Genomic DNA, 13,994 nt, shown 5'->3' on the forward strand with positions numbered 1-13,994 from the left:
TGCCGACGTGGCTCACCTTCCCTTAGCCAGGGAGAGGGGAAAACAGGGTCAGATCCCACTGCATCCGCAGCTAGTCGCGAAATCTAGCGTCCGCCGAACGCAGCCCGTCTAGAGCACCTTTTGAAGGAAAGCCGCCAGGACCTTTTTCAAGACCGCGAAGGTTTCCACGCCCAAGACCAATCCAAAATACCCGCGGACTTCGCGACCGCTGATCATGAAGTTGACGTAGATGAAGAGCGCGACCTGGTCCTTGTCGCCGGTAAAAATATCCTCGGGGTTAGACAGCGCGACAGTCGGCACAGTGATCTGAAACTGAACCTCCAGAAGCGTTCCGACCGTACTTAGAAAGCCAAGTAGAAGAACATTGCCAATCTCACCAAGCGCATCGTCGGTTAGGGCGTCGATCTCGGCTTCAGCCATGTCCGCGCCGAGGACTGCATGAACGAGCTCCTTGTAGCTTCCCTCTGGGAATATTAGCAGCGTCTCGCCGTGAAGGAGGCCAGAGAAGCTTTGCCTTACGGCCATGATGCTCGAAAGCCCGAGCGCCTCCATTGCATTTGCGGCGTTGGCGCCATCAACCACCGACACCGCAGGTACGGTGAGCTTGACCTCTGTGCCTACCATTGCCCGCAGTCGCACCGCCGCGCCGCTCACCGCGATGTTGACGAGCTCGGTGAGAGCGTCGTTCTCAATTTCCGAAAGCACGTCTATTCCCCACACGTGGTCCGCCAAGGCTAGGCGGCAGACGTATGCGGAAGGTTCTACGACGTATCCCGACCTTTAGCGAGGCGGCCAGTCGCTGAAGGCGCCATGGCTCCCAACAACAAACGAGGCATCCGTCTACCTGCTAAAGCGTCCGCAGCCGCCGGTGGCGGCACGATCGAGCAGGCGAGCCAAGTCGTTCTCGTCACCTGGGGGATCCCGATCGGCGTGCGGACGAGCCGGCAAAGTGTGGAAAGGCGCCGCAATCATGCCCGTCATGAGGTGCTGGCCGTCAGGGCAGGGTTAGGGGTCTGCTTTCTGGAGGCATTCCAAGGTCGGCTCTTGGCGCGGCTTGGCCTCAGATCGGCATCCGATAGCCAAAGAACTCATGGTCCTCGTTGTAGCCGCCTTGTCCGGCCCCGAGGTCGCCGAAGTCTTCGACGAATTCGATCGCAGCGATCCATTTGACCATTTTAAAGCCCAGCTCGTTCTCGCAGCGCAGGCGCAGCGGCGCGCCATGCAGCACGGGCAGCGGCGCGCCGTTCATCTCATAGGCCAGGATCGTCAGCGCGTGGCGCATGTTGCTGACCTTGTGAACGTCGTAGTAGCGCCCGCCATCGCCGCCGTCGGCCAGGGAGTAGAAGACGGCGTAACGCGCCGCGGGCAGCGGGCGCACGCGGTCCATGACCTCGCGCATCGGGACGCCGCCCCACTTGGCCACGCCCGACCAGCCCTGGATACAGAAGTGGGTGGTGATCTGGTCCTGCTTGGGCATGGCCATCAGGTCGGCCAGAGAGAACTCCGCGGGGCGCTCGACCAAACCGCCGACGCGCAGGCGGTAGTCGGCGAAGCCGCCTGCGAGCAGAGCCTCGTACTCCGGCGAGTTGGGCATCGTGCCGTTCGGCCAGAAGTGGGGCGAGATGTCCTTCTCGGTCAGTTGGGAGCGCGGGTCGATCCGCTCCAGAAGCCCCTTCAGGTCGCCGACCATGAACCGCCCTGCGCGCTGCACCAGGCGCGCGTGGCGCAGGGTAAACGGCGACGCCCACAGCCAGAGGCCGGCGATCACGGCCATCGTCGCCACGAAGTAAGGAAAGCCCGACCAGCTTTCATCGTGGACCCCGGCGAACATGTGGTTGGTGTTGTCGCGAAGGCCTGTCACCAGAACCATCGCTCCGTGCGCCAGGATGAAGAGCACGAACCAGCAGAACGAGACGAAGTGTAGCGAGCGGGCCGCCTGACGATTGAACACTCGCCCGACCCAGCCCGAGGCGTTGGAGATCGCCGGCGACTGCATCAGGCCCGTGATGATCGACACCGGTGCGGCCACGAACACGGTGACGAAATAGGTCAGCTGCTGCAGGCCGTTGTAGCGCGTCCAGCCCTCGTCGGTCGGGAAGTTCAGCGACGCATACTGGATCGCGGTCGACAGGGCGCCGGGAAAGACCTCCCAAGTCAGCGGCACGATGCGCCGCCATTGGTCGCTGGCGAAGATCAGGGCGTAGAACGCGATCCCGTTCAGCAGCCACAGAAGGTTGATCGAGAAGTGCCACCAACGCGCCAGGCCCAGGGTGTGGCGCAGGCCCGGAATGCCGAGCCATCGGGGCAGGGTCACCGCATCGTCCTTGGCCGTCCAGATACGGTCCTTGGGCACGTCGCTCTGGAAGCGGAACCACTCGGTTCCGGGCGTGCTGTCGCGTCGCCAATAGAGACGGGGATGGTCAGCCAGGATCTGCAGGCCGGCCCGCATGATGAACATCATGAAGACCATATTGAGACCGTGCTGGAGGCGCAGCCACCAGGGAAAGCCCGACATCACCTTGGGCGCTGCCGCAGGTATTCCCGGATGGGCGGCGATGAACGCCTGGACCTCGGCCGTCTCGCGAAGCGCCTGCGCTCCGGCGACGACGATCAGGAGCAGGACCGCGCAGATGGGCAGCAGCCACAGAGTGTTGAACCAGCGCTGGCCGATCCGGATGTGCGGCAGGATCCCCGCGCGTGGCGGGAGCCAGTGGCTGAGCCGGACGCGGTCGTCGGCGGGGCTAAGCGCGGCGGCGATCGGATCGTGCCGGATGTTGCGATCGTCGCTCATCGCCCGACGCCTTTCTTGATCGACGCCTCCATGGCCCTGGCCCGTCGGGCCTGCAGGCGTTCGACACAGCGGCGGGCCTTGGCCTGGAACACGCACATGTTTCGCCGTTTCGACCAGGCTTCCTGGTCAGTCCGCAGGCTGCTGCGGTTCTCCGGGCGCAGGTCCAGAGCTCGACGATAGGCGTCCTCGACTCGTCGGACGCCCTGCAGCAGCGTGGCGTCCTCGCAGATCAGGGTGTCGACCGCATAGATGCGCGCGGCGCAGTCAAGACTGGGCGACCAGTCCGGCGGAGGCGGCACGGGCGCCTGGGCATGCGCCGGCGTCGCCAGAGCGATACAGGCCAGCACGATACCCGACGCCTTCAAGACCTGCGCCGCCACGTCCGCGTCAGGGTTTGGTTGATTCTGTGGGCACCGGAGCCGTCGACGGCGCGGAAGGCGCGCTAGCCGTGAAGAGGTGCGTCTCCGGCGCGCCGCCCTTCACCTTGGCGGCGTCCTCGCAGAAGGCGGCCTTGCCATCGATGTGCGACCCGATCATCGCGCCCGAGCTCATCCCCAAGAACATGATCACCGCGTCGTGCTTGTGCTGTTTTTCGGCGGGCGTTTCGCCCTCCGGATCCAGCGCCAGCACCGCCTCGACGGCGCGCCCCATCTTGTCGGCGTCGACCTCGAGGTCAGGACACAGCGACGAAGCGGCCATGAAGTAGCCCATGTTCAGGATGCGGCCCTGCTGCTCGCCGGTGAAGGTCGGGGCCATCAGTTCGGTGACCAGCTTGCCGGCCTCCTGGCGGGCGACGTCCTTGCCGGTGGACGGCGGGGCGTCGGTCTTGGCCGCTGGCTTGGGGCTGCAACCAGCCGCCAGTGCGGTCAGGGCCAAGGCAAGCGAAAGCGTTGTAATGCGGTGCATGATCTCGCTCCGGGCCTAGTAGCGATAACGGAATTCGCGGGACGTCCAGGACGCCGAATAGCCCCGGCTGCCTTCGTAGCAGGCGTGCTGGGAGGGATAGCACCACACCCCGCCGGTCGGGGAATAGGGCGGGTCCTTGCTGCGGTCGTGGTCGCGATCCCGGTCCCGATCACGATCCCTGTCGCGGTCGTCGTCGTGCTTCTTGGACGAGGCGGCCGCGGCGGCCAGGATGCCGATGGCCAGGGCGCCGGCGACGATCGCGCCGGTGTTGTCCTTCTTGCCGCCGCGGCTGGAATTGCACTCCGAATCCGGACGGCGATCGATCGTGTCATAGCGGCCGTTGTCGATGAAGAGGTTGATGCACTCGCGATCGCGGGCGTTCCACCAGTACTGGACGCCGCCGTCGGTATGGTCGAGCGCGTAGCCGCGCGATCGAAGACTGTTCTCACCCTGGCCGGCCCGCGCCCCGATCAGGTCGCGAGGTTCGGCGTAGGCCGCCATCGACGAGACCAGCACAGCGATCCCCGCCGCCGCGGACACCAGACATCTCGTGGTCTTCGACATGGGAAACCTCCATGCGGCAAGGGATTGCGGCATCTTTGCAGGTTCTGGCGGCCGCTACAATCGGTTGAGCTGGCGCCCTGTCGTGCGCGATCACGGGGTAACGCCTACGCGGACGTTGGCGGGGGGCGCGGGCGCTTCATCCAGCCGCTCGACGAGGCGCCGCATGGGGCCTTGATCGATCTGGATGGTGCCGCTGCGGGCCCGGTCCAGATCGAGGATCAGGCTCATCGCGAGCGTCAGGAGCAGGAACAGCATCCCCGAGACGATCCGGTGTTGATGCCCTCGCGAGGGCAGCGTGTAGCCCAGCACGGCGGCGACCACGAGCGCGTAGACGATCAGCACCACCACGATGGTCGTGGGGAGCGGGGCATTGTGCGCGGCCTCGCGCGAAACGCCGACGGCCAGAGCGTCGTTGACCGACTGGATGACCAGCGGCGCGAACGGGCGGTCCCGCACGTTGCGCACGGCCGCCAGGGTCTCGCGCTGGATGTCGCGGCGAAGCGTGTGCGAGGCCTTCTCGAAGGGCGGCTTCTGCGCGGAGTCGGCCTCGCCGTAACGCAGACGCGTCTCGGCATAGCGGCGCACCAGCTGGACCAGTCGACCGGACGCCGGCTGATCGAGGAGGCGCACGCGCATGTCGACGGTGTTCAACGCCGCCGCCTCCGCGACGAGCAGGTTGTAGCGGGTCTCGTAGCGATCGAGCGCCAGGCCGAAGGTGAAGGCGATCAGGAGCGACAGCAGGCCCAGCACGCCCGTCAAGACGTAGCCGGGATGGTCGGTCCCGCGGTCCCGCGCCAGCCGCCGGGTCAGCCACGCCGATCCTTCACGCAGCGCCAGCAAGGCGATGAACAATCCGCCCGCGATCGCGATCAGCGAGGCCTGGTTGAGCAGCTTGTCCATTCTAGTCCAGCACCGCCAGGCTGATGACCGCGCTCGCCGCGAAGAGCAGCGCGGACGCCTTCAGGAAGCAGCCGACCGCGATAACCACGGCCCGCCGCCAGGTCGGATTGAACCGCCTCAGCCACGCAGCCTGTAGCCCGACGTACCAGACGCTCGCGAGCGCCACGACGCCGCCTCCGATCAGGGCGCGGTCGGGCCACGCCTCGGCGATGGTGCCGCCGATGCCCGCCAGCAGGCAAAACACCGAGGCCGGATAACACTCGCCAAAGAAGGGGCCGCGCAGCGTCTTGCGGGTCAGAGGCTGGTTGGAAGCCTTCACCTGCTCCAGGGCGAACATCAGCGGATAGGCCGCGAACATCAGCGATCGCAGGATGATCAGGTTCTGATCAGACCCGAACAGCTTCTCGGCCTTATGGCCGATGTCGGTGAAGGGATGCAGGTGCAGGCCCAGTTCGATGAGATGCGCGATGACCAGGCTGAGCATCAGGAAGAGCGGCGGGCTCAGCGTGTCCTGGTACTGTTCCTCCTCGGGTTTGCGCAGTTCTGCCCGGGAGTATTCAAGGGTCTCCAGTGGGCGGATCGCCGAACGCAGCAGGGCGCGAGGGTAGAAGACCAGCCAGGTCATCACCTCGTAGAGGAACTCCTCCAGCGAGCGGAGGATACGAATGAAGTCCATCTGCAGAGCCTTGGCCACGGCGGGATCCGATGAATCGGGCGGCGGTGAGACGCCGTTGTATCGACAATTCCAGATTGCGCTTGGCAGGGTAAGCCCAGCCGACGATGCTTTGCCTCTGATCGGGAGGCGACATGATGGGCGAGGGCGGTCTCAATCTGTGGCAGCGGGTCTCAACCGTCGCCTGGTTCCTGCTGGGCCTGGGCTTTCTGCTAGCCCTGCCGGTGCTGCTGGGGTTCAGCGCCTGGATTCCGCTGGGCGTTCTTGTCGTCGCGCTGGTGCTAGCCCTGCCGCTCGCCGCGCTGGCCCGCCTTCTCGTCGACAGGAAAGCGGGCAAGGCGTTCGCGCGCCGTTGGTTTACCGTGAGCGTGGCGTTGCTGTTCGTGCTGAGCATCGCGGCGGCCGCGCCGATCTACTATCTGGCCGCGATCGTCGCCAGTCGCCCGCTGGCGGCGCCCCAGGTCGTCCTCTCGAACGGCCACAAGACGATCATCTTTCAGGGCATGGCCCACGTCGGTTCGGAGACCTTCTACAAGACGGTGATCTACGACCTGGAGCACGCGCTCGCCGACGGCTACGCGATCTACTACGAGGGCGTGAAGCCCGATCCCGCCGGCGACGCTTGGTTCTCCAAGACCCTGGCTGGCGGGGGCGACCTGACCGAGCGCTACAAGAGCCTGGGCAAGGTCTGTGGCCTGGCGTTCCAGGGGGACTACTTCCAGCTGCTGGCCGGCGACATCCGCGAGCATCCCGAACGCCACGTGGCCGCCGACGTCTCGACCTTGCAGATGAAGCAGGAGTACGAGCGCCTGCTGGCAGCCGACAAGGACTTCGCGGCCAAGGCCCGCAAGGCCGCTGAAAACGAGAAGGACCAGGCCAGCGGTGCGGATGGCATCGCCAAGTTTCTGGACTGGGCGCAGGATGGCAACCCGCGTCACCGGTCGCTGGCCGGGGTGGTATGCCGCGGCTACATGGATATCGCGCTGGCGCCCAAGGACGACAAGCCGCCAGGCGACCTCGATCCTTTGCTTCTGGACTATCGCAACCGCGTGCTGGTCGACCGCATCGTCGCCGACCCCCGGCCGCGCATCTACGTCAACTACGGCGCCGATCACCTGCCGGGCGTGATGAAGATGCTGCGGGCGTCCGATCCGAAATGGAGGGTCGTTTCGGCCAAATGGACGCGCGTGATCGAGGCGCCCGAGGACCTGCATGGACGGCTTTGAGACCGGCGGACGCTTCCCAAAGTCAGGCGGCTTCCCTAGAAGTTGAGTCAGGGGAGGTCGCGGTCGGACGTCAGGACGATCTCCCGTGGCCTCGCCCTTGCCCCAACCGGAGTAGGCCAATGCGACGTTCCCTCACCGCCCTGACCCTGACCTCGCTCATGGCGCTCACGCCCTTGGCCTCGGCCGTGGCGCAATCCACGCCGTCGGACGTGCGCGATCTTGTCGGCGCCCGAGGCTCCAGCGGCGAAGGCCAGCTCAGCGCACGCGGCTACGTCAATGTCGGCGGCCAGAGCGGCGACGATCGCAAGTGGACCTACTGGTGGAACGAGCGGCGCGGCGTGTGTCTGTCGGTAGCCACGGTCAACGGCCGCTATGACTCCATCGTCGCGACGCCGGCCCCCGATTGCCGGCGCCCCGGCCCCGGTCGACCAGGCGTCCCAAGCACCCTCCCGGGTCCTGTCGGCGGGCCGGTGGCCAACGGCCGGACCGAGGAGATCCGCTTCGATCGCGGCGCGTCCTCGGCGACCCGTCGCGGCGTCGTCAAGGGCTACGAGACCGTGACCTACACGCTCGACGTCCGCGCCGGTCAGACGATCAACGTGTCACTGCAAAGCTCCAATCGTTCGGGCTATTTCAACGTCACCGCGCCGCGCGCCAACCAGGCGGTGTTCAATGGCTCGGCGGGCGGCAATCGCTGGCGCGGCCGCGCGGCGACCAGCGGCCGCTACAAGATCGAGGTCTATCTGATGCGCAACGCGGCCCGCCGGGGCGAGCAGCTGCGCTACACCCTCGACGTCGGCGTCGGTCGCTAAGGAGCTTACCGATCCTATGAAGCGGGGGTTGTGGATGGCCGGCGTCGCGATGACGCTGGCCTTGAGCGCCGGGGCGGTTCAGGCGCAGGGCGCGCGCGTCAGTTCACCCGCTGAACTGACGCGGCTGGCCGATCAGCTGAAGCCCGGCGAGTGGGTCTGGGCGCCGCAGATCGCGCCGGCCGGCCCGCTGCTCGTTTACGTCGATCTCTCGCGCCAGCGCGCCACCGTCTACCGCAACGGCGTGCGGATCGCGGTGAGCACCGTCTCATCCGGTCGCGAAGGTTACGAGACCCCGACCGGCGTCTTCACGATCCTGCAGAAGGACGCCGACCACCACTCCAACAAGTACAACAGCGCGCCCATGCCGTATCAGCAACGGCTGACCTGGGATGGTGTGGCGCTGCACGCCGGCGGCCTGCCGGGCTATCCGGAAAGCCATGGCTGCGTGCATCTGCCGATGGGCTTCGCGCGGGCGCTGTTCGGTGTAACCAAACTGGGCGCCACGGTGGTCGTGGCCGGAGACGCGGCCGACCACATGCGAACCAGCGACTCCAGCCTCCTGGCGCCGATCGACGCCACGGGCGCGGCGACAGCGCCAAGGGCGCTGGACAGCGACGCCTGGCGCTGGACGCCGGAGAAGTCGACGCAAGGCCCGCTGACCATCATCGTCTCCAAGCACGACCAGGCGATCGTCGTCCTTCGCAACGGCGTCGAGATCGGTCGCAGCGTCGCCCAGGTCGATGACGACGATCCGGGCACGCACGTGATCAACCTTTCCGTAGGCAAGGACGGCGCGCCACGATGGCTCTATGTCGCCCTTCCGGGGCACGTCGAGGAGGAGGGGCGGGCGCTCGACGAGGCGACCATCAACCGGGTGCGCGTGCCGCGGGACTTCTATACTGCGGTGAAGGCCGCGCTCAGTCCCGGCGCCACGATCCTCGTCACCCAGTCCAGCGTCGGCGAGAGCGCCGGCCAGCGACTGACCATCCTCGACGCGGTCGCGCCGACGCCGTGAGCTTGAGCCGGAGCCTTCCTCAATGCGCGTAGCGGCGTTCTCGGCCAAGGCCTACGACCGTCAATTCCTGGCTGCGGCCAATGCGGACTTCGATCACATCATCGACTATTTCGACGCCCGGCTGGACGCCGCCACGGCGCGGTTGGCGCTCGGCTATCCGGCCGTCTGCGTCTTCGTCAACGACCGCCTGGACGCGGCGACCCTGGAGGCCCTGGCGGCGGGCGGCACGAAGACCGTCGCCCTGCGCTGCGCCGGCTACAACAATGTCGATCTGGCCGCGGCCGAGGCGCTGGGGATCACCGTCGTCCGGGTCCCAGCCTATTCGCCCGAGGCGGTGGCCGAATTCACCCTGGGCCTTCTCCTGGCGATGGACCGGAACATCCCCCGCGCCTGGAACCGGGTGCGCGAGAACAACTTCGCGCTCGACGGCCTGATCGGCCGCAACCTCTCTGGGCGAACCGCAGGGGTGGTCGGCACGGGCCGGATCGGGGCTCTGGTCGCCCGGATGCTGCGCCTGGGTTTCGGCTGCGAGGTGCTGGCCAGCGACCTCGTCCAGGATCCCGACCTGATCGCGGCCGGGGTTCGCTACGTCCCGGTCGAGACGCTGCTTCGCGAGGCCGATATCGTCTCGCTGCACTGCCCGCTGACCCCGGACACCCGCCACCTGATCAATGTCGACGTTATCGACGCTGCCCGGCCCGGGGTCATGATCATCAACACCAGTCGCGGCGCGCTGATCGACACCAGCGCCCTGATCGAGGGCCTCAAGCGCCGCAAGATCGGCGGCGTGGCGCTGGACGTCTACGAACAGGAGGCCGACCTCTTCTTCGAGGATCTCTCCAACGAGATCATCCAAGACGACGTCTTCCAGCGCCTGCTGACCTTCCCGAACGTGTTGATCACCGGTCACCAGGCCTTCCTGACAGAGGAGGCGTTGCGCGCCATCGCCGCGACAACGCTCACGAGCCTGTCGGAGGTCGAAGCCGGCATCTCAGCCAAACACCGGATCTCCAACGCCGCTATCAGAGGCTGATTTGGACGTCTCCTTCCGGGCGTGATGCCAATGTCAGCTAGTGGCGCCACGCTGACTCAGCCCGGACACTGGCCGAATTCAGCAGCGAGCGTTGACCGATTGAGGCGATGGATTGATTGCTGCTCGACGCTTTGGGCGGCCTCGCTATCGGAGATCGTCACGAACAACGTCACGCCTTCAAGCGTCTGCGTCCGCTCCACCCGCAGATGGGCCAAGGCATCGATCATCGCGTGAATGAGATGGTCGAAATAGAGGTTGAAATCACCGTCCGAAGCGAGGCTTGCCGCGGTGAGGTCGCGATTGATGTCCGCGAAAGGCTCATCGCCAAAGCCCTCGTATCGCCACTCGGCGGGCGCCCAGCGCAGATAGGCCGCGTAGCCGGGGCTCATCTCCTCGATCTTCGCCTCGGAAGCGCGCTTCTCGGCATAGCCTTCCTCGGTATTGGCGCAGAAACTGACGCTCATGCCGTCATCCGCTGTCTTGAGGCAGGCTGCATAGAGGCGTTGCCCCTTGAGTACGGCACTTAACATGTCGACGGCCGCCACCGTCGCCGCCCGAAGCTCTCCTGTTATGGCGATCCAATCCACGCTGGCTCCCTTCGATCGGGGGAAGGCTAGCATCATGGTCCCCGCCGACAAGCTGCCTCCCACGGGGTAGAGGGGAGGGAAGAGCGCGGTCTCTTTAGCCTGGGTGCTGAACGTCCGGTTCCTGGCGGTGCGGCAACGGCAGCAATTGGCGCTTACCTGACGGGACGAGTTCGTCTTAGGCGCACATCCGGTCCAGGCGCGGAGGAGGGCAGATCATCCGACGCTTCACGCCGACTGGCTGAAGCGCGATTGATCCGCCTAGCCCCCGTAGTCGTACGCGGGGCGCGCATAGACGCCGATCAGGTCGATGGCGAAGTTGGCGCCGTCGGCCAGGTCGGTGAGGAATGCCGCGTTGGACAGGGCGTACTGGCCAATGTCGGCCTTCTCGGCCTCGGCCAACAGCCAGCCGACCATGGCCGCCTTGGTCCCGATCCCGTTGGGCCCGTCGGCGCCATAGGCCTCGAAATACTGCGCCCGGGTCATGACATGGCCGGCGATCACGAAGGTGGGGTCCAGAAGGGCCGCCACCTTGGTGTCGGTCGGGGCCAGGCCGAAGATCTCCTCGTAGGCCTTCTTGGTCGCCTGGAAGAGCGTCAGCCCGCCGTAGTCGCCCTCGAACTTGGCGCGCCCCTCGCCGACCTTGCCCAGGTTGACCGCGAAGTTGATGTAGCGGTTTTCCAGGCTGAAGCTCTGATAGTACTGGGCGTTGAGGTTGTTGGGGTTGGGTCCGAACGGCGAGACCAGGTAGTCGATCCCGGCCGCCGAGGGGATCTTGCCCGTGAAGAACTGGTAGCTGAGGGTCGCGACCGAGGTTGTGGCGTCGGCGCGTTTGACCAGTTCGGCGATGATCTCGGTCGAGCTGCGCGTCGGGGCCGCCAGCGCCGCCGCGCCCTCGGGCGCCACGGTCGAGCCGCCGCCGTACGAGCCGAACAGATCGAACATGTCGGAGAAGGCCGCGCCGCGCAGCAGGTTCTGCCAGGCGTCCTGGATCACCTTGGGCAGCACGCCGACATTGACGAAGGCGCCCGCTGAATAGCCGATCAGCTTCAGGATGGTCGCATCGAGTTGGGCGATGTTCTGCGGGCCGACATTGTTGGGCCGCATCAGCGAGTTGCCGATGGCCATGTGCGCGTAGTCCGAGCCGGTGGTCGGCAGCAATACGCCGCCGCCGATGTCGACATAGCCGTTGTTGAAGGTGACCGGCTGGCCCAGCTTGTCCCAACCGATGGTGTTGTTGGTCTTGTCCAGGATCACACGCCAGGGCGTCAGGTTGGCGCCGCTGGGGATGTAGGCGCCGTAGCCCAGGCCGTGCAGCAGCTCGTGGGTCATGATGGTCTGGACGTCGACCGTGCCAACGGCCGTGGCCGAGCCCTTGACGTCCGGCCCGCCGCCGTAGAACCGCAGCATCTTGGTCGGATCGATGCCGATGATGATGTCGGCCTTGGTCGGGTCGGCGTCCTTGCCGGTCGTGTACCGGGCCAGGGCTTCGGGCAGCGACACCAGGCTGGGCAGCCATTCGGACCCGGGCGGCTTGAACCAGCCCTGGACGTAGTTGGGGACCGCGTTGGCCAGGGTGTCCTTGGCGTCCCCGGTGAAGCTGCGGGCCTGGATCTGCACCGTCAGGCCCTGCAACTCCTTGGGCAGGGATGCCACGACCCGGGCCATGGCCGCCTGCAGGTCGGCCTCGAACAGCGCCTTGTACTTGCTCCAGTCGGCGCCGAAGTCGCCGTTGTAGCTCAGCACCAGCCGGGCGGTCGGCGCATCGGGGTGGTTGACCACGCCGGTGGCCGAGCCGGCCTCCTTGGAGACCGAGACGTGGCTGGGATTGGAGGCGGCGCTCTCCAGGGCCAGCTGAAAGGTGTCCTTGCCCGAGCCGATCGTGAAGGCCGAGGCCGGGATGTCGACCTCGAAGGTCTTGGTCTGCTGGCCCTTGGTGAAGCGGATGACGCCAGCGTCCAGGGCGGGATTGTAGACGTACTCCGATTGAGCGCCCTCCAGGCTCCAGTCGGTCTTGTACTGGTAGGTGACCGGTGGCTTCTCGCCTTGCTTCCACTGGTTGGGGCGGATGTAGAAGGTCAGATCCTGGTCGGCGGCGACGTTCAGGGTGATCGTGAACTTCACCGTGCCGTGAGCGCCGTTGGCGATCGTCGAGGCCGTGGAGGTCAGCGTGGCGATAATCGGCAAGGCTCCGGAGTCGGAGAAGCGCAGGAGCTCGATCCCGAAGAGCTTGTCCGTGCCTTCCGGGGAGCCCGTCCGGTTGTCCTTGACGATCCAGGACCCGCCGCCCAGGTCGGTCACGGTATAGTCGGTGGTCTTGCCGTTATAGACGGCCACGTCGAACCCGCCGCCGCCGTCGATCATGTCGTCGCCGGCATTGCCTTCCAGGAGGTCGGCGCCGCCTGCCCCGTAAACGAGGTCGTCGCCCGCCCCGCCGCGGATGCGCGAACCGCCCGGCGCGGCCTTCAGCGTATCGCCATTGGGGCCGCCATCCAGGTTCTCGATACCGGTGATGGTGGCCCTGAGCTCGGCAGTGACGGGGTTGAAGGGCGGGAAGACGTAGCCGACGACCTGCGCCTCGGTCTTGCTGAGGTCGACGGTCCACTCGCGCACCGCGCCCGCCAGGCTGAGCGTGTCGTTGCCCGCGCCGCCGTCGATGACGGCGTTGGCGATCATGGGGACGAGAAGGGTGTCGTCGCCGCCGTAGCCGTAGAGCTTGTCGTTTCCCGCGGAGCCGGCCGAGAGGATGTTTGCCGCGTCGGCGCCGTGGATGACGTCGTCGAACCGGGTCCCCTCCGCGTTCTCGACATTGAGGATGGTGTCCAGGCCGTGGCCGGTGTTCTGGCGACCGCTGACCCGCAGGTCTAGCGTCACGCCGGTCGTGGCGCCCAGCCAGTTGAAGGTGACGGCGTCGACGCCGTCGCCACCGTCCATGTAGTCGTCGCCGTTGTTGCCATGCAGGATGTCGTCGCCGGCCCCGCCCATCAGGGTGTCGGCGCCCAGCCCGCCGTCCAGCGAGTCGTTACCGTCCCCGCCGTAGAGCTTGTCGTCGCCCTGGTAGCCGGAGATCAGGTCGTTGCCGGCGTAGCCGTAGAGGACGTCGTTCCCGTCCGACCCGTCGATCTTGTCGTTGCGTCCGAACAGCAGGTTGGTCACCGCCGCCGTGTCGCGCGCCAGCACCGCCGCCTTCAGGCTGCCCGCCGAAGCGATGATGCTGGAGATCTGGAAGGCGCCGACCGAGGACTGCCAGAGGATCTTGGTGATCGTACCTGTCGAAGGGCCGGCCGCGCTGAAGCCGCCGAACTCCGTGCCATCGAACTTTACGTAGCCCCGGTCGGAGCGCAGCTCGACATAGGTCGAAAGTGTGTATTCGGCGTCGCTGTCCAGCAGTTCGGCGATGAACTGGGCGATCGTGGCGTCGTCGAGCGTCGAGGCGATCACTGCCGGCATGGTTCACCCTCCCGCCTGCAGCATTTGGACTTGGAAGCCG

Annotated in this window: 13 protein-coding genes; 4 read left to right on the forward strand and 9 right to left on the reverse strand. The window is 66.3% G+C overall.

Going from position 1 to position 13,994, the window contains the following annotated elements; genetic code table 11:
- Nucleotides 1-108 precede the first annotated feature (108 nt).
- The 7 genes from AC1RR5_RS06565 to AC1RR5_RS06595 all read right to left on the reverse strand — a co-directional run bounded on the left by AC1RR5_RS06565 (nt 109) and on the right by AC1RR5_RS06595 (nt 5,855).
- Nucleotides 109-705: a chemotaxis protein CheX gene (locus tag AC1RR5_RS06565; RefSeq protein WP_492920348.1), complete on the reverse strand. Its 597-nt coding sequence runs from the start codon at nt 703-705 to the stop codon at nt 109-111.
- A gap of 355 nt (nt 706-1,060) precedes the next feature.
- Nucleotides 1,061-2,791, reverse strand: a complete 1,731-nt coding sequence (locus AC1RR5_RS06570) for a molybdopterin-dependent oxidoreductase (RefSeq protein ID WP_492920349.1) — start codon at nt 2,789-2,791, stop codon at nt 1,061-1,063.
- The gene (locus AC1RR5_RS06575; RefSeq protein WP_492920351.1) at nt 2,788-3,156 is read right to left on the reverse strand and encodes a lysozyme inhibitor LprI family protein; all 369 of its coding nucleotides are present in this window, start codon (nt 3,154-3,156) and stop codon (nt 2,788-2,790) included. The genes AC1RR5_RS06570 and AC1RR5_RS06575 overlap by 4 nt, the downstream gene beginning before the upstream one ends.
- Nucleotides 3,157-3,178: 22 nt before the next feature.
- The gene (locus AC1RR5_RS06580) at nt 3,179-3,697 is read right to left on the reverse strand and encodes a hypothetical protein (protein ID WP_492920353.1); all 519 of its coding nucleotides are present in this window, start codon (nt 3,695-3,697) and stop codon (nt 3,179-3,181) included.
- A 15-nt stretch (nt 3,698-3,712) separates the two neighbouring features.
- On the reverse strand, nt 3,713-4,261 hold the full coding sequence (locus AC1RR5_RS06585) for a hypothetical protein (protein WP_492920355.1): 549 nt from the start codon (nt 4,259-4,261) through the stop codon (nt 3,713-3,715).
- A gap of 90 nt (nt 4,262-4,351) precedes the next feature.
- On the reverse strand, nt 4,352-5,161 hold the full coding sequence (locus tag AC1RR5_RS06590; protein WP_492920356.1) for a bestrophin-like domain: 810 nt from the start codon (nt 5,159-5,161) through the stop codon (nt 4,352-4,354).
- A gap of 1 nt (nt 5,162) precedes the next feature.
- On the reverse strand, nt 5,163-5,855 hold the full coding sequence (locus tag AC1RR5_RS06595; protein WP_492920357.1) for a hypothetical protein: 693 nt from the start codon (nt 5,853-5,855) through the stop codon (nt 5,163-5,165).
- Nucleotides 5,856-5,968: 113 nt separating this feature from the next.
- Here AC1RR5_RS06595 and AC1RR5_RS06600 point away from each other — a divergent pair, with 113 nt between their 5' ends.
- From AC1RR5_RS06600 to AC1RR5_RS06615, 4 genes are all read left to right on the forward strand, one after another.
- Nucleotides 5,969-7,060, forward strand: a complete 1,092-nt coding sequence (locus tag AC1RR5_RS06600) for a hypothetical protein (protein WP_492920359.1) — start codon at nt 5,969-5,971, stop codon at nt 7,058-7,060.
- Between the two features lie 119 nt (nt 7,061-7,179).
- The gene (locus tag AC1RR5_RS06605; protein ID WP_492920361.1) at nt 7,180-7,872 is read left to right on the forward strand and encodes a hypothetical protein; all 693 of its coding nucleotides are present in this window, start codon (nt 7,180-7,182) and stop codon (nt 7,870-7,872) included.
- A 16-nt stretch (nt 7,873-7,888) separates the two neighbouring features.
- Complete coding sequence (locus tag AC1RR5_RS06610; protein ID WP_492920363.1) at nt 7,889-8,887, forward strand: L,D-transpeptidase; 999 nt, start codon at nt 7,889-7,891, stop codon at nt 8,885-8,887.
- Between the two features lie 22 nt (nt 8,888-8,909).
- Entirely contained in the window at nt 8,910-9,920 is a 1,011-nt protein-coding gene (locus AC1RR5_RS06615) for a 2-hydroxyacid dehydrogenase (RefSeq protein WP_492920365.1), read from the forward strand.
- A 56-nt stretch (nt 9,921-9,976) separates the two neighbouring features.
- Here AC1RR5_RS06615 and AC1RR5_RS06620 read toward each other — a convergent pair whose 3' ends face one another.
- Together AC1RR5_RS06620 and AC1RR5_RS06625 are read right to left on the reverse strand one after the other, a co-directional pair.
- A complete protein-coding gene (locus AC1RR5_RS06620; RefSeq protein ID WP_492920366.1) occupies nt 9,977-10,507 on the reverse strand; it encodes a DUF4303 domain-containing protein in 531 nt (176 codons plus the stop codon).
- A 258-nt stretch (nt 10,508-10,765) separates the two neighbouring features.
- Nucleotides 10,766-13,954, reverse strand: coding sequence for a hypothetical protein (locus AC1RR5_RS06625; protein WP_492920368.1), 3,189 nt, complete (start codon nt 13,952-13,954; stop codon nt 10,766-10,768).
- Between the last annotated feature and the right edge of the window lie 40 nt (nt 13,955-13,994).

Source organism: Caulobacter sp. GW821-FHT11E11, from assembly GCF_058808315.1.

What these genes read in the sequence shown, in the direction of transcription:
- AC1RR5_RS06570 (WP_492920349.1), bottom strand. Translation starts at nt 2,791, where the DNA reads ATGAGCGACGATCGCAACATCCGGCACGATCCGATCGCCGCCGCGCTT.
- AC1RR5_RS06580 (WP_492920353.1), bottom strand. Translation starts at nt 3,697, where the DNA reads ATGCACCGCATTACAACGCTTTCGCTTGCCTTGGCCCTGACCGCACTG.
- AC1RR5_RS06585 (WP_492920355.1), bottom strand. Translation starts at nt 4,261, where the DNA reads ATGTCGAAGACCACGAGATGTCTGGTGTCCGCGGCGGCGGGGATCGCT.
- AC1RR5_RS06590 (WP_492920356.1), bottom strand. Translation starts at nt 5,161, where the DNA reads ATGGACAAGCTGCTCAACCAGGCCTCGCTGATCGCGATCGCGGGCGGA.
- AC1RR5_RS06600 (WP_492920359.1), top strand. Translation starts at nt 5,969, where the DNA reads ATGATGGGCGAGGGCGGTCTCAATCTGTGGCAGCGGGTCTCAACCGTC.
- AC1RR5_RS06605 (WP_492920361.1), top strand. Translation starts at nt 7,180, where the DNA reads ATGCGACGTTCCCTCACCGCCCTGACCCTGACCTCGCTCATGGCGCTC.
- AC1RR5_RS06610 (WP_492920363.1), top strand. Translation starts at nt 7,889, where the DNA reads ATGAAGCGGGGGTTGTGGATGGCCGGCGTCGCGATGACGCTGGCCTTG.
- AC1RR5_RS06615 (WP_492920365.1), top strand. Translation starts at nt 8,910, where the DNA reads ATGCGCGTAGCGGCGTTCTCGGCCAAGGCCTACGACCGTCAATTCCTG.
- AC1RR5_RS06625 (WP_492920368.1), bottom strand. Translation starts at nt 13,954, where the DNA reads ATGCCGGCAGTGATCGCCTCGACGCTCGACGACGCCACGATCGCCCAG.